Source organism: uncultured Methylobacterium sp., from assembly GCF_964242245.1.
Classification (GTDB): domain Bacteria; phylum Pseudomonadota; class Alphaproteobacteria; order Rhizobiales; family Beijerinckiaceae; genus Methylobacterium.
This window is the reverse complement of sequence record NZ_CAXTBY010000063.1, coordinates 2113-22775: the sequence shown is the minus strand read 5'-3', so window position 1 is coordinate 22775 and position 20663 is coordinate 2113. Positions and strand designations below refer to the sequence as shown.

Annotated in this window: 20 protein-coding genes and 1 tRNA gene; 14 read left to right on the top strand and 7 right to left on the bottom strand. The window is 73.6% G+C overall.

Annotated features, from left to right (window positions below; all coding sequences use genetic code 11):
- Nucleotides 1–414 precede the first annotated feature (414 nt).
- The 3 genes from ACFE8Y_RS13750 to rocF all read right to left on the bottom strand — a co-directional run bounded on the left by ACFE8Y_RS13750 (nucleotide 415) and on the right by rocF (nucleotide 2485).
- Nucleotides 415–488 (bottom strand) — tRNA-Cys (locus ACFE8Y_RS13750).
- A 151-nt stretch (nucleotides 489–639) separates the two neighbouring features.
- Nucleotides 640–1515 (bottom strand): urease accessory protein UreD, encoded by an 876-nt coding sequence (locus ACFE8Y_RS13745; protein ID WP_375464947.1) that lies wholly within the window; start codon nucleotides 1513–1515, stop codon nucleotides 640–642.
- A gap of 28 nt (nucleotides 1516–1543) precedes the next feature.
- Nucleotides 1544–2485: an arginase gene (gene rocF, locus ACFE8Y_RS13740; protein ID WP_375464946.1), complete on the bottom strand. Its 942-nt coding sequence runs from the start codon at nucleotides 2483–2485 to the stop codon at nucleotides 1544–1546.
- Between the two features lie 313 nt (nucleotides 2486–2798).
- On the opposite strand from rocF, the gene ACFE8Y_RS13735 reads away from it, so the two are divergent.
- Nucleotides 2799–3011 (top strand): DUF2171 domain-containing protein, encoded by a 213-nt coding sequence (locus tag ACFE8Y_RS13735; protein WP_375464945.1) that lies wholly within the window; start codon nucleotides 2799–2801, stop codon nucleotides 3009–3011.
- A gap of 163 nt (nucleotides 3012–3174) precedes the next feature.
- On the opposite strand, the gene ACFE8Y_RS13730 is transcribed toward ACFE8Y_RS13735, so the two are convergent.
- From ACFE8Y_RS13730 to ACFE8Y_RS13720, 3 genes are all read right to left on the bottom strand, one after another.
- Entirely contained in the window at nucleotides 3175–3999 is an 825-nt protein-coding gene (locus ACFE8Y_RS13730; protein WP_375464944.1) for an SGNH/GDSL hydrolase family protein, read from the bottom strand.
- 199 nt (nucleotides 4000–4198) lie between these two features.
- Complete coding sequence (locus ACFE8Y_RS13725; RefSeq protein ID WP_375464943.1) at nucleotides 4199–4654, bottom strand: anaerobic typically selenocysteine-containing protein; 456 nt, start codon at nucleotides 4652–4654, stop codon at nucleotides 4199–4201.
- 221 nt (nucleotides 4655–4875) lie between these two features.
- Nucleotides 4876–6285, bottom strand: a complete 1410-nt coding sequence (locus ACFE8Y_RS13720; RefSeq protein WP_375464942.1) for a PLP-dependent aminotransferase family protein — start codon at nucleotides 6283–6285, stop codon at nucleotides 4876–4878.
- A 108-nt stretch (nucleotides 6286–6393) separates the two neighbouring features.
- Between ACFE8Y_RS13720 and ACFE8Y_RS13715 the strand changes: the two genes are divergently transcribed.
- The 11 genes from ACFE8Y_RS13715 (at nucleotide 6394) to ACFE8Y_RS13665 (ending at nucleotide 15489) form a co-directional block, all read left to right on the top strand.
- On the top strand, nucleotides 6394–6546 hold the full coding sequence (locus ACFE8Y_RS13715; RefSeq protein WP_375464941.1) for a hypothetical protein: 153 nt from the start codon (nucleotides 6394–6396) through the stop codon (nucleotides 6544–6546).
- A 109-nt stretch (nucleotides 6547–6655) separates the two neighbouring features.
- Entirely contained in the window at nucleotides 6656–7138 is a 483-nt protein-coding gene (locus ACFE8Y_RS13710) for an MSMEG_0572/Sll0783 family nitrogen starvation response protein (RefSeq protein ID WP_375464940.1), read from the top strand.
- Nucleotides 7139–7324: 186 nt separating this feature from the next.
- On the top strand, nucleotides 7325–8425 hold the full coding sequence (locus tag ACFE8Y_RS13705) for a Nit6803 family nitrilase (protein WP_375464939.1): 1101 nt from the start codon (nucleotides 7325–7327) through the stop codon (nucleotides 8423–8425).
- Entirely contained in the window at nucleotides 8370–9464 is a 1095-nt protein-coding gene (locus ACFE8Y_RS13700; RefSeq protein ID WP_375464949.1) for an MSMEG_0568 family radical SAM protein, read from the top strand. The genes ACFE8Y_RS13705 and ACFE8Y_RS13700 overlap by 56 nt, the downstream gene beginning before the upstream one ends.
- Nucleotides 9461–10021: an MSMEG_0567/Sll0786 family nitrogen starvation N-acetyltransferase gene (locus ACFE8Y_RS13695; RefSeq protein WP_375464948.1), complete on the top strand. Its 561-nt coding sequence runs from the start codon at nucleotides 9461–9463 to the stop codon at nucleotides 10019–10021. Before ACFE8Y_RS13700 ends, ACFE8Y_RS13695 begins: the two co-directional genes overlap by 4 nt.
- 1 nt (nucleotide 10022) lies before the next feature.
- Nucleotides 10023–11009: a sll0787 family AIR synthase-like protein gene (locus ACFE8Y_RS13690; RefSeq protein ID WP_375464938.1), complete on the top strand. Its 987-nt coding sequence runs from the start codon at nucleotides 10023–10025 to the stop codon at nucleotides 11007–11009.
- 3 nt (nucleotides 11010–11012) lie between these two features.
- The gene (locus ACFE8Y_RS13685) at nucleotides 11013–12227 is read left to right on the top strand and encodes an MSMEG_0565 family glycosyltransferase (protein WP_375464937.1); all 1215 of its coding nucleotides are present in this window, start codon (nucleotides 11013–11015) and stop codon (nucleotides 12225–12227) included.
- Nucleotides 12220–12498, top strand: a complete 279-nt coding sequence (locus ACFE8Y_RS13680; protein WP_375464936.1) for an MSMEG_0570 family nitrogen starvation response protein — start codon at nucleotides 12220–12222, stop codon at nucleotides 12496–12498. Before ACFE8Y_RS13685 ends, ACFE8Y_RS13680 begins: the two co-directional genes overlap by 8 nt.
- Before the next feature lie 68 nt (nucleotides 12499–12566).
- A complete protein-coding gene (locus ACFE8Y_RS13675; protein WP_375464935.1) occupies nucleotides 12567–13853 on the top strand; it encodes an MSMEG_0569 family flavin-dependent oxidoreductase in 1287 nt (428 codons plus the stop codon).
- A 402-nt stretch (nucleotides 13854–14255) separates the two neighbouring features.
- The gene (locus ACFE8Y_RS13670) at nucleotides 14256–15248 is read left to right on the top strand and encodes a transporter (protein ID WP_375464934.1); all 993 of its coding nucleotides are present in this window, start codon (nucleotides 14256–14258) and stop codon (nucleotides 15246–15248) included.
- A gap of 85 nt (nucleotides 15249–15333) precedes the next feature.
- Nucleotides 15334–15489: a hypothetical protein gene (locus ACFE8Y_RS13665; RefSeq protein WP_375464933.1), complete on the top strand. Its 156-nt coding sequence runs from the start codon at nucleotides 15334–15336 to the stop codon at nucleotides 15487–15489.
- A 7-nt stretch (nucleotides 15490–15496) separates the two neighbouring features.
- Here the strand turns inward: ACFE8Y_RS13665 and selB are convergent, their stop codons facing one another.
- On the bottom strand, nucleotides 15497–17389 hold the full coding sequence (gene selB, locus ACFE8Y_RS13660) for a selenocysteine-specific translation elongation factor (RefSeq protein WP_375464932.1): 1893 nt from the start codon (nucleotides 17387–17389) through the stop codon (nucleotides 15497–15499).
- A gap of 330 nt (nucleotides 17390–17719) precedes the next feature.
- Between selB and ACFE8Y_RS13655 the strand changes: the two genes are divergently transcribed.
- Complete coding sequence (locus ACFE8Y_RS13655) at nucleotides 17720–19255, top strand: CHAD domain-containing protein (RefSeq protein WP_375464931.1); 1536 nt, start codon at nucleotides 17720–17722, stop codon at nucleotides 19253–19255.
- A gap of 146 nt (nucleotides 19256–19401) precedes the next feature.
- Complete coding sequence (locus ACFE8Y_RS13650; RefSeq protein WP_375464930.1) at nucleotides 19402–20541, top strand: carboxylate-amine ligase; 1140 nt, start codon at nucleotides 19402–19404, stop codon at nucleotides 20539–20541.
- The last annotated feature ends 122 nt before the right edge of the window (nucleotides 20542–20663 follow it).

Here is a 20663-nt window from a genome sequence, read left to right as displayed (position 1 = left end):
GCCCCGGTACGCGTTCAGTGAAGGTGCGGCCCGGGCTGCAGTGGAAGGCGGCCGACCTTCACCCGCCACATCACGGCCCTCCTGCCAGGGCGGGTCCTGCCAGGACAGGTCCTGAAGCGGTCGCCCGGGCGCCGTGCCCCCCGCGGTGCGCCCGCAGGTCGGACAGGAGGTCCAGACCGCGGTGGTCCGCAGCCCGGCCCCATCCAGCACCCAGTCACCGCCGTGAAGGCCGTCCGGAACAGGCGGCAGGCCGGGCGCGCGATCAGCATCGCCCTGCCCTCGGCCACGACGCGGAGCAGCGCCCAAGTCAGCCCTCGGCACCGAACGTGCGGATGAACCCCGATTCCAAGCTCGCGGCGCGGAGTTCCAGCCCGAGGGAAAACGCTAATTCTTTCAGCGCCGTTGGGGCGGTGGTGGAGGCCTCGCCCGGAATCGAACCGGGGTGCAAGGATTTGCAGTCCTCTGCGTAACCACTCCGCCACGAGGCCTCGTCGCAGGGCGCGCCCGAAAACGCAGGAGCGCCGCGTGTCCCGGGCCGGGCGGCCGGCGCGGGGTGACGGGTCTCTAGCAGACGAGGCGGGCGCGGAGCAATCGCCTGATGACGCGCGATGAGCCTCATTCGTCGGGGCCGCGCCGGCATCAGGCCTGCCACACCCGCGGCATCGCTACGCCGCGGTAGCGGGCGAGGAACCGCGCGGCGAGCCTGCGCAGGGCACCGATTTCCGGGGCGAGGAGGCGGAGCGCGAGGTGGCCGTTCCAGGCGCTCGCGCCCGCCTCGACTCCGGACGCAGCCGCGCCCAGCGCCGCTAAGAGGGCACGGACCTCGTCGAGGCGCTCCTCGGCGCCGGGGGAGAAGTCGACCAGCGTCGCGCAGGCCCGCGCTCCGCCGCCGATCGCGGAGCGGGCGAGGAGGGCGGCGACCGCGCCGTCGAGGCGGAGCGTGTCGGCGTAGACGAGGCGCCCGGCGCGGCGCACCCGCCAGGCATCCGTCAACAGCCCGGTCTCCACCGCCTCGCCGCGGGCGTGCCGGCCGAACACGACCGCCTCGAACGCCAGCAATCCGGCATCGGGGGCGAGGTCCGCCTCGAAGCGGCGGCGCAGGCGGGCGCGGTCGAACAGGATCGTCTCCTGCGGCAGCCACGCGAGGCGCGCGCGGGGCCCGAGCGCGACGCGGTTCTCGATCCGGCTCACGGGGCCGTCCGAGCGGTAGACCTTCTCCGCCGCCGTCGTGGTGAGGACGAGGCCGGCCTCCGCGTCGAGGTCGATCGAGACGGAGAACGCGTCGCCGCAGGCGATGCCGCCCGCGGTGTTGACCAGGATCGCCTCCACCTCGGCCCCGTGCGTGCGCGGGAAGCGCAGCCGCGAGGGGCCGGATTCGGCGAGGTCGAGGACCCGCGTCGGCCCGCGCGAACCGCCCGTCCCGACCCGCAGGGCGACGCGCCCGACCGAGCGCTGGCGCGCCGGGATGGGCGAGGATGCCTCCGTCACGAGACGTGCATCCGGGCGGCTCGGCATCCGCGCCTCGTGCACCGGGGCACGCCCGTCACCCGCGCGGCGCGGCGCTCGGCACCGCCTCGATCGGCGGAGTCGGCCGATCGAGGATGCGCCGGCCGAACAGGCTCGCCACCAGTTCCACCAGCACGCGGGCGCTGCGGCCGCGCTCGTCCAGGAACGGGTTCAGCTCGACCACGTCCAGCGAGCCGACGAGGCCGGAATCGTGCAGCATCTCCATGATCAGGTGCGCCTCGCGGAAGGTCGCGCCGCCGGGCACGGTGGTGCCGACGGCGGGTGCGAGTCCGGGATCGAGGAAGTCGATGTCGAAGCTGACGTGCAGGTGGCCGTTCGCCGCCCGGACGCGCTCCAGGCTGCGCCGGAGAGGCGCCACCACGCCGAACTCGTCGATGTGGCGCATGTCGGTGACCTCGACGCGCCGCGCGGAGACCAGCGCCCGCTCGCCCGCATCGATCGAGCGCAGGCCGAACAGGTGAACGCGGGTCGGATCGAGGGTGGGACGATCGGGAAACAGCGCGGAAAACCCCGGCTCGCCGCAGAGCGCGGCCAGCGGCATGCCGTGGAGGTTGCCGGACGGCGAGGTCTCGGGCGTGTTGAAGTCGGCGTGCGCGTCGAGCCAGAGCACGAAGAGCGGCCGGCCGGCATCGGTGCAGTGGCGCATCGCGCCCGCGACGGTGCCGAGCGACAGGCTGTGGTCGCCGCCCATTACGAGGGGCAGGGCGCCGTCGGCGAGCAGCACCTCGACCCGGTGTGCCAGCACCCGCGTCCAGGCGGCGACGGCGGCGAGGCCGACGGCGTCCGCAGGTCCGTCCGGCGCCGCATCGCCGTGGTCGACGACGGTGTGGCCGAGATCGCGCAGGGTGCGGATGAGGCCCGCGGTGCGCAGCGCCGCCGGCCCCATCACGGCACCAGGCTCGCTGGTGCCGACCTCCGTCGGCGCGCCGAGGATCGCGATGCGTGCTGCCGTGTCCATCCCGCTCGATCTCCGGCCCACGCACCGAGGGCGCCGCTTGAGCGTCCTACCGGGTTCCCCACGTCGACGCGACGCCGCCGAGCGGCGAAGACCGCGCGGACCGCGCCCACGAACGGAGTGACCGGCCACGCTGAAACGGACGGTGCGCTCCGGCGTTCACGGGACGCAACGGATACGATCCTGGAAAACCGTCCATGCCGCACCGTCCGGGGGCTGCCATGCTCGCCCTTTCAAACTTCCTCGCGGTGGTCGGGGCGGCCGACGCGCAGACGACGCCCGAAGCCGGTGCCGCGCGCATCGCGGAGCACAGGAGGTGGTGGGCGTCGACGGCGGGCACGTCGACAAGGTCGAGGGCCGGACGATCACGCGGACGAAGACCGATCGGGATGCGGGCGGTCGGCACCACGCCGTCCCGATCGCGTGGGTCGGCACCGTGGACGGGAAAGTGCTGCTGACGAAGCCCGCAGCCGACGCCAAGGCCGGATGGAGCGAGGCCGGGCGCCCGGGTGACGACCCGAAGACGTGATCCGAGGCACCGATCGCGCATTCCTCACGAAACGCCAAACGCACCGCAGGCGCCCGCGTGAGGGCGGGGATTGAAGGGGCCGTTCGGTGCTCTTGCGGGCCGACGAACCGGCGCCCACGCCGTCGCAACGTACCTTGCGGAAGTCTTGAACCTTCCGAATGACCTACTCGGCGACCGCTTCGGCGGTTCGCACGGGGCCTGCGTCCTCGATGATCTCGGCGGCGGCGGCCTCGGCGAGCATCGCGTAGCCGTTGTCGGCCATGTGCAGGCCGTCGGCGGAGAAGAGCTGATTGTGGGTGAGCTTCCCGTCGCGGATCCAGCCGCGCATCAGGTCGTCGCGGCGGATCACCGGCACGTCGAGCTCGGCGCCGACCGCGCGCACGGCATCGCGGAACCGGTGCGCCCCCGGCGTCGCTTCGAGCTTCGGACACCATTGCGGCTCCATCAGCACCACGTCGATGCCGGCCTCCTGCATCCGGCGCACGGCCCCGCGCGTCGCGTCGCGGAAGTGCTCGACGGCGACGCCGCGCAGCGGGTCGTTGCTGCCGACCTGCCAGATCACGAGCTGCGGCTCGGCGGCGATCACGTCGCGGTCGAGGCGGCGCAGCATGTCGTCGACGTGCTCGCCGCCGATGCCCCGGTTCAGCACCGTAACGCCGCCTGCCCCCGGCAGGGCCGCGCGGAGATCGGCTTCGAGGCGGGCGGGATAGGCGTTGGCCGGCGCGCTGGCGCCGATGCCCTGGGTCGAGGACGATCCGAACGCCACGATCCGCAGCGGCGCGCCGATGGCGATCTGGCGGGCGACGTGCGGGAGATCGAGGTCGGACTTCGCGTCGAGGAGGCCGGCGAGGGATGCGGGGAGGAGCTCGGCGTAGGCGAGCACCGCGGTCGGCAGGACGAACAGCCCGGCGAGGAGCGCAGCACCGCGGAGAAAGGCCCAGGCCGGCTTCGCGGGGCGTTTGGCGGAGATGTTCGGCACGGACACCATCGGGAGCGTTCGGTTTCGTCGTCTCGTCTCGCATACGACCTTACGCGACGCGTCGAAAGGTCCCGTTTGCGAGACCCCTTGAAGTCCAACTGAATTCGTAACGCAAAATTAGGGTTGGATTTCGGGGACCGACGCGGCGCGCCGGTCCGGCCGGGTCCATCGCGACGCGACGGGACCCGGCCGAAGGCGCCTCGCCGCCTCAGCCCGCGGGTGGGACGAGAACCAGCTTGCCGATGAAGGGCGCGTTCTTGTCGGCGGTGCTGGTGCAGGCGAAGCTGTGATCGCCCGCCGCCAGGGTGCGGAGGCGCAGGGTGCCCTGGCCGCCGCGCTTCATCAGGTAGCCCTTCTCGCTCGCCACGTGGACGAGGTCGCCGTCGGCGTGGAGGACGTGGGCGTTCTCGAACTGGCCGGGCGCGGTGATCGTCACCGGGGCATTGGCCGTGCTGACCACGTGCAGCGCGATGTTGGTGTCGGCGGGCAGGCGAAGTTCGGCCGGCGCGCAGACCGGCTTGCCGCCGTCCATCGTGATGGTCAGCTCCACCGGCGGCATCGCGTCGCTCGCGGGCGGCGGCAGCGGCTTGCCCTGCGCGTGGCCCTGCGCGGTGGCGAGGAGGGCGAGGCCGAGGGAAGCGAGTCCGAGCCGAGCATGTCGCATGAGTCACCAGTCTCCGTACCAGGGCGCTCTCCGACGAAGTGGATGCCGGTTCGTCGTCAGAGCGCGCGACCAAACAAGGGCTTGGCGCCGTGGCCCGATCCAACGGGATCGGGCCACGGCGCCAAGGTGCGCCGCGTCCTGCGCGGCCGGCACTGTCGGCGGGAATGGACGCTGCGGCACGAGAGTTCCGACACGCGACGCCGCACGCCCGCGCGGCGGCCTCAGATGTAGGCCGAGGCCAGCGTCGGCGAGCGGCCCAGGGCATGGGCGAGGACTTCGAGCGCTTGGCCCACCTCCGCGCGGGTGGCGAGGCCCCCGAGGCAGATCCGCACGGCCTCGGGCGCGGGGCCGGCGGTGCAGAAGGCGTCGCTCGCCACCACGCCGAGGCCGGCCGAGCGGCCCTGGCTGGCGAAGGCCGAGCGCGTCCAGCCCTCGGGCAGGCTCATCCAGAGGTGGAAGCCGTTCAGGTCGGCCTGCACGAGCGCAGCCGGGAGGAGCCGGGCGGCGATGGCTTGGCGCGCCCGCGATTCGGCCCGGATGAAGCCGACCAGCGCCTCGCCGGTGCCGTCCCCGATCCAGCGGGTGGCGAGCGCGGTGGTGAGCGGCGAGGCCATCACGGTGGCCGCGCGCAGCGTCGAGGCGAGGGGCAGCGCCGCCCGCGCGCTCGGGGCGACGAGGTAGGCGAGCCTCAGGCCCGCGCCCAGGCACTTGGCGAGCCCGGCGACGTAGTAGGTGATCTCGGGGGCGAGCTGGTGGAAGCTCGGCGGCGGGTTCGGGCAGACGAAGCCGTAGGCGTCGTCCTCGATGATCGCCACGTCGTAGCGCCGCGCCACCGCGATGATCGCCTCGCGCCGGCCCCGGCGGATCGTCTGCGTCGTCGGGTTCTGCAGCGTCGGGTTGAGGTAGAGCGCCTTCGGGGCGAGCCGCGTGCAGGCGGCGGCGAACGCGTCCGGCTCCAGCCCCTCGCCGTCCATGGGCAGCCCGACGAGGCGCAGGCCGCGGTGCGCCGCGAGCGCCCGGATGCCGGCATAGGTCAGCACCTCGGCGCAGAGCACGTCGCCCGACTGGGCCACCGAGCCGAGGATCGCGTCGAGCGCGCTGTGCGCGCCGGGGCAGAGCAGCAGCCGGTCGTGGCCCGCGGCGACGCCGCGCTTGGCCAGCCAGCGGCCGCCGGCCTCCTTGTCCTCGCCGGTGCCGCCGAAGCCCTGATAGCGCAGGAGGTTGGGCAGGTCGTCGGCGATGGCGGCGACGCCGGCCTGCATCCGCGCGATGAGCCGCGGGTCGTCGGGCTCGGGCGGCAGGTTCATGGTGAAGTCGACCGGGCCGTGGCGGCGGGTCGTCCGGGCAGCGCGCGCGGGATCGCAGACGAAGGTGCCCTGTCCGACCCGCGACTCGACGAGCCCGCGCGCCTGCGCCTCGACGTAGCCGCGCGCCACGGTGGTGAAGTTGAGGTCGAGCCGGAGGGCCAGGACCCGCTGCGGCGGCAGGCGTTCGGCGACCGCGAGCCGGCCCGTGCGGATATCCTCGGCGATGGCCTCGACGATGGCGAGGTAGTGCGGCTTGCCCCAGCGCCGCAGGTCCGGCGCCCAGACCTCGCCGGAGGCCCCGGAGCGCGTGGAAGCCCGACCCATGCTCAGCCTCGGCCGTTGACGGTACGGTCAATCATGGATTGACCGGTTAGCAATCGCCGTGCCGCGGCGCTGCAAGGCCGCGCCGCACGGGGCCGACACGGTCAATGCATGCAAATATCCGCGGTGCCTGATGCAAATAACGCCGCTCAATTCGGCAGCATCTGCCGCGTCCTTACGCTGAAGCGCCGACTTGGCGCGCCCGGCGATGCGATCGCCATTGACCGCATTCTTGAACGCATTTCGCTGCGGGTCATTGGCTGAAGGCCATCGGCCCGTCCGGTGGCACGGGGCTTGCCACCTAGGACCGTGCCCGCCGTCGAGACCCGATCCGCGGCGGCTCGCTTACGAAGAACACGAGGGAGTGCCACCGATGCCTGCCGTCAGCGCCGAGAAGCACAAGAAGGGCGATTACTTCGTCGATTACGAGGAGAAGGTCTTCGAGGACGTGAAGGCCGAGCCGGGGCAGAAGGCCCTGGTGACGTTCCACACCGTCGCGTTCGAGGGCTCGATCGGTTTCGTGAACCTGCTCCAGGCGACCCGCCTGCTGCGCAAGGGCTTCGAGACCTCGGTGCTGCTCTACGGCCCGGGCGTGACGCTCGGCGTCCAGCGCGGCTTCCCCACCCTCGGGGACGAGGCCTTCCCGGGCCACCAGAACTTCAACAACCAGATCACCAAGTTCATGTCCGAGGGCGGCAAGGTCTACGCCTGCCGCTTCGCCCTCCAGGCGCTGTACGGCCACGGCGAGCCCTCGCTGATCGAGGGCATCCGCCCGATCGCGCCGACGGACGTCCTCGACCTCGTGCTCCTGCACAAGCGCGACAGCGCGGTGATCATCGACACCTGGACGGTGTGACGGAACGCCCAACCCTCCCCCCTCTGCGGGGGAGGGTGCCCCGCGGATGCGGGGCGGGAGAGGGGACCGCGACCTTTCCGGAAAAGGCAGTGCTCCCCTCTCCCGACCCTCACGTGAGTCGAGGGCCGCCCTCCCCCTCTGCGGGGGAGGGATGCGTCCAGACCCAAACCACCAGAGACCCGATCCATGGCGGAACCCCGCATCGTCCGGGCGGCAGCGGTTCAGATCGCGCCGGACCTGGACCAGCCTGAAAACACCCTGGAGCGGGTGCTGAACGCGGTCGCGGAGGCCGCGGGCAGGGGCGCGCGCTTCATCGTGTTCCCCGAGACCTTCGTGCCGTACTACCCGTACTTCTCGTTCATCGCCCCGCCAATGATGCAGGGGGCGGAACACCTGCGTCTCTACGAGCACGCGGTCGTCGTGCCCGGCCCCGTCACCGACGCGGTCTCGGCCGCCGCCCGCCGCCACGGCGCGGTGATCGTGCTCGGCGTGAACGAGCGCGACCACGGCACCCTCTACAACGCGCAACTGATCTTCGACGCCGACGGGACGCTCAGGCTCAAGCGCCGCAAGATCACGCCGACCTACCACGAGCGGATGATCTGGGGGCAGGGCGACGGCGCCGGCCTCACCGTCGTCGACACCGCCGTCGGCCGCGTCGGGGCGCTGGCCTGCTGGGAGCACTACAACCCGCTCGCCCGCTACGCGCTGATGACCCAGCACGAGGAGATCCACGCGGCCCAGTTCCCGGGCTCGCTCGTCGGCCAGATCTTTGCCGACCAGATGGAGGTGACGATCCGCCACCACGCCCTGGAGGCGGCCTGCTTCGTGGTCAACGCCACCGGCTGGCTCACCGAGGCGCAGATCGCCAAGGTCTGCCCCGCGGAGACGTTGCGCGGCGGCATGCGCGGCGGCTGCTGCACCGCGATCGTCTCGCCGGAGGGGCGTCTGCTCGCCGAACCCATCCGCGAGGGCGAGGGAATCCTGATCGCCGACATGGATCTGGCGCTCGTGACCAAGCGCAAGCGCATGATGGACTCGGTCGGGCACTACGCCCGGCCCGAACTGCTCAGCCTCAACCACGATGCGCGGCCGGCCGTCCCCGTGACGACCCGGAGGAGCGCGCCCGAGCCCCGGAGCCCAGACCATGAGCGACAGCCCGCTGCTGACCGGCTCGATCGCCCCCGCCCCGTTGCCGCTCTCCCAGGCTCCTTTGCCGACGGCGCCGGGCCTGCCGACCGAGCGCCTGATCAACGCCCTGCAATCCTACGGAGTCCGGCTGGCTGACAGCCGGCCCGGCGTCCAGAGCCGGCGGGGCGGGGCGGGGCCCTCCGACCACAAGGCGATGACGATCTCCGGCCGCACCGTGATGGTGCCGGTGCACACGGCTGCCGCCTTCGAGTCGCCGTTCCTGGTGCAGCGGCCGGGCCCGGACGGGTTCAGCCTGATCGAGCACGACGGCGCGGTGATCGGCCGTGTCACGTTCCCGGACAAGCCGCGCTTCTACGCGCTCCAGACCTTCGACGGGGTGCCGTATTCCAAGATCGCGGTGCTGCACGGGCGCGACGTGCTCGCCACCACCGTGCTCCAGACCTGCATCCGCTACGCCAGCCGCACGAAGACCTGCCGGTTCTGCTCGATCGGCCAGTCGCTGGCGGCAGGCCGCACCGTCGCGCACAAGAGCCCGCAGCAACTGGCCGAGGTGGCGCGGGCCGCGGTGCTGCTCGACGGCGTCCGCCACATGGTGATGACCACCGGCACGCCGAACGCCACCGACCGCGGCGCCGCGGTGCTGTGCGAGAGCGCGTTCGCGGTGAAGGCCGCCGTCGATCTGCCGATCCAGGCGCAGTGCGAGCCCCCCGACGACGATCGCTGGTTTTCGCGGATGCGGGCGTCCGGCATCGACGCGCTGGGGATGCACCTGGAGGCCGTGACACCCGCAATCCGCGAAAACATCATGCCGGGCAAGGCGAGCGTCCCGCTTGAGCGCTACTTCGACGCCTTCGCGGCCGCCGTGCCGGTGTTCGGGCGGGGACAGGTCTCGACCTACATCCTGGCGGGGCTCGGCGACACGCCCGAGGCGATCCTTTCCATGGCCGAGCGGCTCGTCGGCATGGGCGTCTACCCGTTCGTGGTGCCGTTCGTGCCGATCTCCGGCACCCCGCTGGAGAGCCACCCGGCGCCGTCCCCGGACTTCATGCACGCGATCCTGAAGCCGCTCTCCGAGATGCTGGCGCGGGCCGGGATCCGCTCCACCGACATCAAGGCCGGCTGCGGGCGCTGCGGCGCCTGCTCGGCGCTGTCGTCCTACGAGCGGGCCGCCTGATGTTCGAGCCGGTCCCGGCCTACCGCCCGAGCTTCTTCCGGGTGAAGTTCGCCAGCGCCGACTGGGAGCGGCGCGCCTGCGCCGCCCTGCGGCGCGCGGTCTTCTGCACCGAGCAGGGGATTTTCGCGGCCTGCGACCGGGACGCGGCCGACGACCATGCCATCCCGATCTGCGCGCTGTCGACGCTGGGCGGCGACCCCGACGCGGTGGTCGGCACCGTCCGCATCCACGAGGCGCCGGGGGAGCCGGGCACGTGGTGGGGCTCGCGCCTCGCGGTGGCGCGGGATTTCCGGCGGGTCGGGGCGCTCGGGGCCGGGCTGATCCGGGTCGCGGTGTCGTCGGCCCACGCCCGCGGCTGCACGCGGTTCCTCGCCCACGTCCAGAGCGGCAACGCGGCGATGTTCCAGGCCCTGCACTGGCGGAGCCTCGGCGAGACCGCGCTCCACGGCCGGCCCCACCACCTGATGCAGGCCGACCTCGCCCACTACCCGCCGATGCGCGACCCCGAGCACGGCCTCGTCACGCTGCTGCGCAGCAGACCCGCGCTGGCGGCGTGAGATGACGCTGGCGCCCAGTCTCGCGGCCATCGCCCGGTCGCTGCGCGCGGGCCGCGGGCTGGCGCACAAGCGCGACATCGGCGCGGTGATCGATCGGCTCGGGCTGGGCGCGCGCGGCCTTGCCGTGCCGCCGGGCGACGACTGCGCTGCGATTCCCGACGGCGACGGCCACCTGCTGCTGGCGATCGAGGGGTTCCTCGACGGGTTCGTCGCCGCCGACCCGTACTTCGCCGGCTTCTGCGGCGTGATGGTCAACGTCAGCGACATCGCGGCGATGGGCGGCACGCCGATCGCGGTGGTCGATGCCCTCTGGAGCCGGGACCAGGAGCATGCCGACCCGGTGCTCGCGGGCCTGCGCGCCGGCGCCGAGGCCTACGGCGTGCCGGTGGTCGGCGGCCACACCAACACCCGCAACGCGGCCGAGCACCTCGCCGTGGCGATCCTCGGCCGGGCGGGCGGGCGGCTGCTCACCAGCTTCGATGCGGCGCCGGGCGACACCCTCATCGCCGCCATCGACCTGCGCGGGCGCTTCCGCGAGCCCCACCCCTACTGGGACGCCGCCACCGGCGCGCCGTCCGGCCGCCTGCGCGGCGACGTGGCGATCCTGGCGGGGCTCGCCGCCGACGGCCTCGCCCGGGCCGCCAAGGACATCAGCATGGCCGGGATCGTGGGCACCGCCCTGATGCTGATGGAATGCTCGAACGTCGGCGGCCGGATCGACCTCGACCGGCTGCCGATGCCCGAGGGCGTCGGGCTGGAGCGCTGGCTTACCGCCTTCCCGAGCTTCGGCTACCTCGTCGGCGCGGCGCCCGGCGACGCGGCGGCCGTGACCGCGCGGTTCCGGGCGCGCGGGATCGCGGCCGAGGCGATCGGCGTCCTCGACGCGAGCCGGGTCGCACGGATCGCGCGAGGGCCCGGGGCGGAGGCCGAGGAGGCCGTGGTGTGGGACTTCCACGCCGGCCCGCTCATCGGCTGCGGCGGGCCCTGAGCGATGTCGCAGCCCCCGTCACAGCGCCCGTCACACCCCTTGCGCATCGCGATCCTGACGCATTCCACCAACCCGCGCGGCGGCGTGGTGCATGCCCTCGCCCTCGGGGACGCGCTCTGCGCGCTGGGGCACGAGGCGACGGTCCACGCCCCCGACCCGACCGGCCTCGGCTTCTTCCGCGAGGCGCGCTGCCCGGTGGTCTCGGTGGCGGCGAGACCCGTCTCCGGGTCCACCGTCGACCTCGCGCGCACCCGGATCGAGGACTACCTGCGCCACTTCGCGACGCCGGCCGCCTGCGACTTCGACGTGTTCCACGCCCATTGCGGGATCGGCGGGAACGCGCTGGCGACGCTCGTCCGCCGCCGGCTGATCCCCGGCTTCGTGCGCACCGTCCACCACGTCGACGCCTTCGCCGATCCGCAGCTCGCCCGGTGGCAGGACCGCGCGATCCTCGACGCGCAGCGGCTGCTCTGCGTGAGCGAGGGCTGGCGCGCCAGCCTCGCGCGCGACTACGGCGCGCAGGCCGGCCTCGTCGGCAACGGCGTCGATCCGGAGGTTTACGCGGCCGGGCCCGCGCCGGACGACGCGGAGATCGCCCGCGCCTGCGGGCTCGGGGACGGGCCGGTGCTGATGAGCGTCGGCGGGCTCGAGGAGCGCAAGAACACGCTGCGCATCGTCGAGGCCTTCGCGGCGTTCCGGGCCGGGCACCCCACGGGGCAGCTCCTCGTCGTCGGCGGCGCCTCGCTCCTCGACCATGCCGCCTACCGCGCCCGCTGCCGCGACGCCCTGGAGCGGGCAGGGCTCGACACCGGCCCCGGCTGCGCCGTGGTCCCGACCGGGCCGGTGGCGCAGGGCGCGATGCCCGCCCTCTACCGCCGCGCCGACGCCCTGGTCTTCCCCTCGCTGAAGGAGGGGTTCGGGCTCTGCGTGCTGGAGGCGATGGCCTGCGGCACGCCGGCCATCGTCGCCGACCGCCCCCCCTTCACCGAGTATCTCGGGCCGGATGATGCCCTGTTCGTCGATCCCGAGGACGCGGGCGCGATCGCCCGCGCCATGGCGGCGGCCCTCGACCCCGCCCTCCGGTCGCGGCTCGTCGCGCGCGGACACGAGGTCGTCCGGCAGCATCCCTGGCGGCTGTGCGCCGAGCGGCACCTGCCGGCCTACGCCGCCTGCGCGCGTTCGCCCTCGGGGCCAACCTTGGTCGCACGCCATGCCTGAGATGCGCTTCCACATCCGCTGGCCCGACGGGGCGCGCGAGGCCTGCTACTCGCCCTCCCTGGTGATCAAGGACCATCTCGCCGCCGGGCAGGACTACCCGGTCGCAGAGTTCGTCGCCCTGAGCCGCACCGCCCTCGGGATCGCGAGCGAGCGGGTGCGCGCGCGCTACGGCTTTCCCTGCGGGCGGGCACTCGCCCAGCTCGCACGGATCGAGGCGGGCGCCCGCCGCCAGGAGGCGGGGACCGTCCGCGTCGAAGCTTTTGAGGAATGATTTCGCTGTTTGACCGGGGCCGCGCGGCATCGCCCGCCATCGGACCGACCTATCGGAGGGGACGCGCCATGAACATGCACATCGAAAACATGCACATCGAACGGGACCATCACTGGCCCGTGATCGTCGTCGGCGGCGGGCAGGCCGGCCTCGCCATGAGCCGGCAGCTCGCGGCGAGGAACATCCGCCACGTGATCTTCGAGAAGAACCGCGTGGCCCACACGTGGCGCACGCAGCGCTGGGACAGCTTCTGCCTCGTCACGCCGAACTGGCAGTGCCAGTTGCCGGACTTCGCCTACGACGGCCCCGAGCCGCACGGCTTCATGCCGCGGGACGCAATCGTCGCCTACATCGAGGCCTACGCGCGGCAGATCGCGGCGCCGGTGCGCGAGGGCGTCGCCGTCGAGGCGGTCCGGCCGCGCCCCGGCGGGGGGTTCTCCGTGACGACGGGGGAGGGGACCTGCACCGCCGACGCGGTGGTGCTGGCCATCAGCGGCTACCACGTGCCGGCGATCCCGGCGATGGCAGCGGGCCTGCCCGAGGCGGTGCGGCAGATCCACTCCTCGACCTACCGCAACGCGGACCAGATGCCGGAGGGCGCCGTGCTCGTGGTCGGCTCCGGGCAGTCCGGCTGCCAGATCGCGGAGGACCTGCACCTGGCCGGCCGGACGGTGCACCTCGTCACCGGCTCCGCGCCGCGCTGCCCGCGGTTCTACCGGGGCCGCGACGCCGTCGACTGGCTCGCCGACATGGGCCAGTACGACCTCTCGGTCGATCAGCACGCGCTGGGTGCGGAGGTGCGGCGCAAGGCCAACCACTACCTCACCGGCCGCGACGGCGGCCGCGATATCGACCTGCGCCGCTTCGCCCTGGAGGGCATGCGCCTGCACGGGCGGCTGACCGGGATCGACGGCGGGCACCTCACCTTCGCCGACGACCTCGCGAAGAACCTCGACGGGGCCGACGCGGTCCACACCGGCATCCAGGGCGCCATCGACCGGCACATCGCCGATCACGGCATCGACGCGCCGGCGGAGGCGCATTACCGGCCGGTCTGGCGCCCCGGCCCCGCCGAGCTCGCTCTCGATCTCGCCCAGGCCGGCATCCGCAGCGTGGTGTGGGCGACGGGGTTCCGCGCCGACTTCTCCTTCGTGGAGGCCGACATCCTCGACGCCCGCGGCCTGCCGGTGCACCGCCGCGGCGTCACCGCGGTGGACGGGCTCTACGTCGTCGGCCTGCCCTGGCTCTGGACCTGGGGCTCGGGGCGCTTCTCCGGCATCGCCCGGGACACCGCCCACCTCGCCGACGCGATCGCCGCGCGGGCGCAGGCACGGCCCCTGCCGATCGCGAGCTAGAGCGCTCTCCGCCGAAGTGGACGCCGGTTCGGCAAAAGAGAGCGCCGTAAAACAACGACTGAGAGCCGTGCCCGATTGCAACGCGATCGGGCACGGCTCTAGCCCCACCCGGCGAAGGCCGCTGCGACCGTCCATGCAAAGCACTGTCACGCAATTGCAACGCGAAGACCATCTTTGTCCGGCAAGCGTATTCGCCTGTAGACTTGCGGTCGATGCGATGCACAATCGACGTAGATAGCAGATGCATTCAATCCGGATGCAGATCCTGTCAATAATTGCGGCAGACAATCCGACGAAGCGCACCGTGCCATCGCACGCGGCGCCCGCCCGCGCGCGGGCGTTCGAGGCCGGCCCGGGCAGCCGTCCGGTGCGGCGGACCAGGATAGAGGCAGGGGAACACCGATGATCAAGAACTGGCTCGCCGCCGGAGCCCTGGCGCTCACGGCCGGCATGACGGCAAGCACGGCGGCTCACGCGCAAGCGACCACGATCCCCGGCGAGCAGGTCGGCTTGGCCGCCGGCGCGCCCCTGCCCGAGGGCGTCTACGCCGTCGACACCTTCATCTATCGCCGGCCCGACGCGCCGTTCGGGGCCGACACCGCCATCAACGTGCCGTTCGTCATCTGGGCGTCGCCCTACAAGATCCTCGGCGCGCGCATCGAGCCGCTGATCGCGGCGCCGACCGTGTTCGCCTTCACCCGGAACCCGGCGGGCACCGCGAACCGCGACATCAGCATCAACGTCGGTCCGCTGCTCGCCTCGGTCTTCGCCTGGGATCTCGGCAACGGCTTCGGCGTCAGCTACCTCGCCGGCGCCCACCTGAACGACGCGCTCGCCGATCGCGGCTCCCTCGTCGGTGCCGGCGGCGGAACGCCCGTCCTGCCGCAGCTCTCCTCCAACACCTACCGGCAGGGCTTCGCCGCCAGCTACACCGGCGACGGCTACAACCTGACGGCCAACCTGACCCACAACTTCTACGATTCGCCCGGCCGCTTCAGCGGGCCGGTCGGCCGCGCCATCGGCCCGCTGGTCATCGCCGACGCGCTCCTGCTCGACCTCACCGCGACGAAGAAGTTCGGCAAGTTCGAGATCGGCGCGGTGGGCTACGGCGTGACCGACCTGTCGCTCAGCGGCCGGGACGCCCTGCGCGCCGCCAGTCAGGGCTACACCAAGACCGGCCGGTTCGCCCTCGGCGGCCTGATCGGCTACGACTTCGGACCGTTCACCGCGCAACTGGTCGTAGCCCGCGATGTCGCGAGCCGGGCGACCTACGTGACGGCCGGCGGACGGGTCCGCGAGAACGACTCGACGGACGGCTTCTTCCGTATCGTCGCGCCGCTCTACGCGGCCGCTGCCGCCGCGCCGCCGCCCGCGCCGCTGGTGCGCAAGTACTGAGGCGGACGGGACACGTCGAAGCCCAGCACCGCGGAAGGCCGGATCGAATCAGGGTCCGGCCTTCACGCATGAGGAGCATCGCGCGATGACGGACGGAGTCGAGATCCTGCCGATGCCCGACGGCAGCTACGCGATCCTGCGCGACGGGCGTCCCCTGGTCTGCGGCCTCTCGCCCGACGAGGCGGCCCGCTTCCGGGCGAAGTTCGCGCAGAGGAAGCGCTTGCGCAGTCCCTCCGCCTGAAGCGTCGTCACACCTCGGCGGCCACGATCACCCGGCGGTCTCCGGTCCGGCGGGTGAAGCCGGTGGCGTCGAGGTGCTCCAGCAGCGGAATCGAGAATTTTCGCGAGATGCCGAGCGCCGCGCCGGCCTCGCGGGCGAGGAAGCCGGCATCCGGGCCGGTCGCGTCGGGGAAGGCCCTGCGCAGACGGGCACGGGCGTCCTCCACCGCCGCCTTGTGGAACAGCACGGCGCGCCGCTGCACCCGGTCGACGGCGCGGATCACCGTACCGGCGCCGACGAGGTAGGTCAGCGCCTCGCGGCGGCGCAGGTCGCGGCCGACCGCCTCGGCCTCGTCGGGCGGGGTGAGGCCGGCGCAGCGGAACACGGCTTCGAGGCGCCGGGCGACGTCGCTCTCGTTGCGGGCCGGGTCGAACTCCGCTCTTCGATAGAGGGTGCCCCCCTGCGCGGCCTCGCCGGTGGCGATCAGGTCGCGCAGGGCCGCCGCCGCCGCCGGCTCGCTCAGACCGAGGGCCTTGACGAGGCGCTCGGCCGGCAGCCCATGCTCCATCGGATGATCGCGGTGGTGGGCCGCCAGCGCGGCGAGGATCGACGCGCGCAGGGCCGCGAAGGCGGGCGCGCCGAGGAAGCGGCCGCCGATCTCGCGGGCGCCCAGGTCACTGACCAGGCGACGCGCCCGATCGGGCGCGAGGCCGGCGAGCCCCGCAAGCTCCGCGAGCCCGGCGCCCGCAGCCCCCGCCTGCGCGAGGCGGATGCCGATCGCCTCGGCCGGGCCGCCGGCCGCCAGCGCGGCGAGGTCGGCCAGGACGCGGGGGTCGTGACGCCTGCGGCGGCGGCTCGCCGGATCGAGCACCCGGCCGCCCGCGACCGTCGCCGCGGGCGAGTCGAGGCGCAGGATGAACGGCTCGCGGGCCGGAACGGTGATGTCCGCGTCCACGTGGAGCTGCGCCTGCGCGCTCGCCCCGGGCTCCAGCCCCGCACGGTCGAGGAGGCGCAGCCGCGCCGCCACCTCGCTCGTGCCGAACAGGAGGCGCAGCGCCGTGCCGCCGGGGAGCGGGTCGCCGCCCGGGCTCGCGGTGAGCGCCACGTCGAGCCAGCGCGACGGCGCCAGCAGGCCGGGCGTGGCCAGGGCCTGCCCCCGGGCAAGATCCGCGAGGCCGACCCCGCGCAGCGCCACCGCCGTGCGGCGCCCGGGCTCGGCCGTGTCGACCGCGCGGCCGTGGATCTGGAGGCCGCGCACGGTCGCGGTCGGCCCACCCGGCACGATCGCCACCGCATCGCCGACGGAGAGACGCCCGCGGCGCAGCGTCCCGGTGACCACGGTGCCGAAGCCGGGGCGCGAGAAAACCCGGTCGATGGGCAGGTAGGGGAAGCCGTCGTCGGCCCCCGGGCCTGCGTCGAGCAGGCCCGAGAGCGCCGCGGACAGGGCCGGAAGCCCGGCGCCGGTGAGCGTCGAGGTGGCGACCACCGGCGCCGCTTCGAGCCCCGCGCGGGCGGCCGCGGCCGCGGCCTCGCCGGCCCGCGCCGCGAGGGTCTCGGGGGAGACGAGGTCGGACTTCGTGAGCGCGACGACGCCGCGGCGCACGCCGATCAGCCGGGCGATCTCCAGGTGCTCGATCGTCTGGGGCTTGAGGCCCTCGCGGGCGTCCACCGCCAGCAGCACCGCCCGCATGCCGGTGGCGCCCGAGATCATCGCGCGCACGAAGCGCTCGTGGCCGGGCAGGTCGACGAGGTCGATCTCGCCGCCGGTGTCCGGCCTCAGCAGGGCGAAACCGGGCACGATCGAGACGCCGCGGGCCTTCTCCTCCTTGAGCCGGTCGGTCTCGACGCCGGTGAGCGCCCGCACGAGCGCGGTCTTGCCGTGATCGACGTGTCCGATCACGCCGACGAGGAGTGTCTTCATCGCTTCCGTCACCGTCCTGACCGAGGAGGCGCGGCTCCCGGCAGGGGCGCACGCGCGTGCCATCCGCGACGCAACCGCCGGCTCCGCGTCGAGCCGAGCAGCCCGGCCGGACGGGGCAGGGCTGAGAACGAGTCAGGTCCGTTGTGGGCGACAGGCTCTTGCACGAAGCATCGGCGCAGGGAAAGCATGAAGTTGGACGCGCGACATCGACGGGCGCGCCGCGCGGCTGCCGTGCTACACGGTGTCGAATCCGGTCGGATCGGAGGACGCGTCCGGGCCGTTCTCAGGAAGGACCGGGCTGCGACCCGCGACAAGGACGGACGAGGACACATGGACGCGCCGCGCGAGATCGAGCTGAAGCTCACCTGCACAGGCCCGGACTTGGCGGCGCTCGGCGCCCATCCGCTGCTCCAGGGCGCGTCGTCCGAGCCGAAGCTCCTGACCGCCACCTACTTCGACACCGCGGACGGCGCCTTGCGCGCGGCGGGCCTCACCCTGCGGGTGCGGCGCACGGGCGAGAACTTCGTCCAGACCGTCAAGGCGGGCGCGGGCGCGGCCGGCCTGTTCGACCGGGCGGAGTGGGAGACCGAGGTCGCGGGCGAGGCGCCCGACCCGGACGCGTTCGCGGACACGCCGGTGGCGGACCTGCTCGCCGCGTCCGGCGCCCCCGCGCTGATCCCGCAGTTCCGCACCGTGGTGACGCGCTCGGTCAGGCCGGTGACCTACGGAGACTCGCGGATCGCGGCGACCCTCGACGCGGGCCACGTCGAGGCGGAGGGCGTCAACGCGCCCCTGTGCGAATTGGAGCTGGAGCTCGAATCCGGCAGCGCCGCCGACCTGTTCGGGCTGGCCCAGGCGCTCGCCGAGACGGTGCCGCTGCGCCTCGGCGTGCTCTCGAAGAGCGCGCGCGGCTTCGCGCTGCGCAAGGCCGACGGGCCGCGGCCGAGCAAGGCCGGCGCGGTCGCGCTGCCGCAGGATGCCACCGGCGGCGAGGCCTTCCGGCTGATCGCGCTGGCCTGCCTGCGGCACCTGCGCCTCAACGAGGACGTGCTGCTCGCCACCCGCGATCCGGAGGCCCTGCACCAGATCCGCGTGGCGCTGCGGCGGCTGCGCACCGCCTTCTCGCTGTTCAAGCCGATGCTGGCGCACGACGCCCGCGCGGGCGCGCTCAGTGACGAGATCAAGCGCGTGACCGAGCCGTTCGGCCGGGCGCGCAACCTCGACGTGTTCGTCGAGACCACGCTGGCCGCGGAAATCGCGCACCGCCCCGACGAGCCGGGCCTGCCGCCCCTGCGCGCGCGCCTGGAAGCCGAGCGCACCCGCGCGCACGACGCCGTCGGCGCGATCCTCGCCGCGCCCGAGTGGCGCGGCCTGATCCTCGACCTCGCCGCCTGGATCGAGACGGGGCCGTGGCGCGCGGGCGCCGCGCGGCTGCGCGACGGGCCGGCCCGGGACGTGGCCGGCGCGGTGCTGGAGCGCCTGCGCCGCAGGATCGCCAAGCGCGGCCGCCACATCGACCGGCTCGACCCGGAGGCGCGCCACCGCGTCCGCATCGCGGGCAAGAAGCTGCGCTACGGCGCCGAGTTCTTCGCGGGGCTCTATCCGGGCAAGCGGGCGCGGCGGCGGCACAAGGCCTTCGGCGCGGCGCTCTCCGACCTTCAGGATCACCTGGGGGGGCTCAACGACCTCGCCACGGCCCACGCGGTGATGGCCGGCCTCGCCGACGACGCGGACGCCCCCGGCGGCCACGCCCTGTTCGCTGCCGGCCTCACGGCGGCCGATGCGGACGCGCACGCGGACGACCTCCTCGCCAAGGCGGCCGAGGCGCACGGCGCGCTGCGGGACGTCAAGCCGTTCTGGCGCTGAATCGGCTTGCACGCCGGTCGCCCGTGCAGCCATGCCCGGCCGTCGACGCGAGGGCCGCATCGGTTGGCACGGATCCGGCTCTCGCTGCCGCGCGGCCGTCACGTGCGCTGAATCCACCGCGCGCGAGAATGCTCCAGGGAGATGGCATGGCCCACGCCTACAGGTTCGGAGTCGAGGAGGAGTTCTTCCTCGCCGACGCGGGAAGCCGCGGCACCCCGCGCCGGGGGGTGAAGGCGTTCCACGCCGCCGTGAAGAACCGGATGGACGCGGCCGAGCGGGAGTTGCTGCAGAGCCAGGTCGAGATCTGCACGCCGCCCTCCGACAGCTTCCCGGAGGCGGGGACGCGCCTGCGCGGGATGCGGGCGGAGCTCGCGGAGATCGGGCACGCGCACGGGCTGCTGGTCTTCGCCGCCGGCACCCACCCGACCGCGGCGTGGCGGCGCCAGGCGACGACGCCGGCCGAGCGCTACCGCGGCATCATCGACGACCTGCGCATCGTCGGCCGGCGCTCGGTGGTCTGCGGCCTGCACGTCCACGTCGAGGTGCCGCGCCCCGAGGCCCGGATCGACCTGAAGAACCGGCTGATGCCGTTCCTGCCGGTGCTGCTCGCGCTCTCGACCTCGTCGCCGTTCTGGGAGGGGCAGCGGACGGGGCTTTCCGGCTACCGGCTGCGGGCCTACGCCGAGCTGCCGCGCACCGGCCTGCCGGAATTGTTCTCCGACGCCGCCGACTACGACCGCTACGTCCGGGTGATGGCGGCCTCCGGGGCGATCGCCGACGCGAGCTTCCTGTGGTGGCACCTGCGCGCCTCCGTGAAGTACCCGACGCTGGAACTGCGCATCGCCGACAGTTGCACGCGGGTGGAGGACGGGCTCTGCATCGCCGCCCTGTTCCGCTGCCTCGTGCGCCATCTCGACCGCCACCCGAGCGTTCACGCTCATCTGACTGGCGCCTCGCGCGGCTTCGTGATGGAGAACCTGTGGCGGGCCGAGCGCGACGGGGTGCGGGCCGAACTGATCGACGAGGCGGCCGAGCGCGCCGTGCCGGTCGCGGAGGTCGTCGCGGGGCTGCTCGATCGGATCGCGGAGGATGCCGAGGCGCTGGGCTGCCGCGCGCAGGTCGAGCACGCCCGCGCCATCGCCGCGGGCGGCACCAGCGCCGACCGGCAGATCACGGTGTTCGAGGCGGCGGGCCGGGCCGGATCGACGGAGCGCGCGGCGCTCGCGGCGGTGGTGGACGCGCTCGCCGCCGAGACCGCGGCGGCCAAGCGCCGCCGGAAGGCCTGAACGCCCGGCCGTCCGCACCGGCACGGATCTGCCATCTCCCGTCGGTCATTCCCTCTCCCCGAGCCCTCATGAGCCTCCTCAGAGACATCCTCGGGCGCGTGACCCGGACGGCGACGGCCTAT

Coding starts and splice junctions, on each gene's coding strand:
- ACFE8Y_RS13685 (WP_375464937.1), top strand. CDS start 11,013: ATGTCGCAGCCCCCGTCACAGCGCCCGTCACACCCCTTGCGCATCGCG.
- ACFE8Y_RS13650 (WP_375464930.1), top strand. CDS start 19,402: ATGGCCCACGCCTACAGGTTCGGAGTCGAGGAGGAGTTCTTCCTCGCC.
- ACFE8Y_RS13710 (WP_375464940.1), top strand. CDS start 6,656: ATGCCTGCCGTCAGCGCCGAGAAGCACAAGAAGGGCGATTACTTCGTC.
- ACFE8Y_RS13705 (WP_375464939.1), top strand. CDS start 7,325: ATGGCGGAACCCCGCATCGTCCGGGCGGCAGCGGTTCAGATCGCGCCG.
- ACFE8Y_RS13745 (WP_375464947.1), bottom strand. CDS start 1,515: ATGCCGAGCCGCCCGGATGCACGTCTCGTGACGGAGGCATCCTCGCCC.
- ACFE8Y_RS13690 (WP_375464938.1), top strand. CDS start 10,023: ATGACGCTGGCGCCCAGTCTCGCGGCCATCGCCCGGTCGCTGCGCGCG.
- ACFE8Y_RS13680 (WP_375464936.1), top strand. CDS start 12,220: ATGCCTGAGATGCGCTTCCACATCCGCTGGCCCGACGGGGCGCGCGAG.
- ACFE8Y_RS13720 (WP_375464942.1), bottom strand. CDS start 6,285: ATGGGTCGGGCTTCCACGCGCTCCGGGGCCTCCGGCGAGGTCTGGGCG.
- ACFE8Y_RS13715 (WP_375464941.1), top strand. CDS start 6,394: ATGCAAATATCCGCGGTGCCTGATGCAAATAACGCCGCTCAATTCGGC.
- ACFE8Y_RS13725 (WP_375464943.1), bottom strand. CDS start 4,654: ATGCGACATGCTCGGCTCGGACTCGCTTCCCTCGGCCTCGCCCTCCTC.
- rocF (WP_375464946.1), bottom strand. CDS start 2,485: ATGGACACGGCAGCACGCATCGCGATCCTCGGCGCGCCGACGGAGGTC.
- ACFE8Y_RS13655 (WP_375464931.1), top strand. CDS start 17,720: ATGGACGCGCCGCGCGAGATCGAGCTGAAGCTCACCTGCACAGGCCCG.
- ACFE8Y_RS13730 (WP_375464944.1), bottom strand. CDS start 3,999: ATGGTGTCCGTGCCGAACATCTCCGCCAAACGCCCCGCGAAGCCGGCC.
- ACFE8Y_RS13670 (WP_375464934.1), top strand. CDS start 14,256: ATGATCAAGAACTGGCTCGCCGCCGGAGCCCTGGCGCTCACGGCCGGC.
- ACFE8Y_RS13665 (WP_375464933.1), top strand. CDS start 15,334: ATGACGGACGGAGTCGAGATCCTGCCGATGCCCGACGGCAGCTACGCG.
- ACFE8Y_RS13675 (WP_375464935.1), top strand. CDS start 12,567: ATGAACATGCACATCGAAAACATGCACATCGAACGGGACCATCACTGG.
- selB (WP_375464932.1), bottom strand. CDS start 17,389: ATGAAGACACTCCTCGTCGGCGTGATCGGACACGTCGATCACGGCAAG.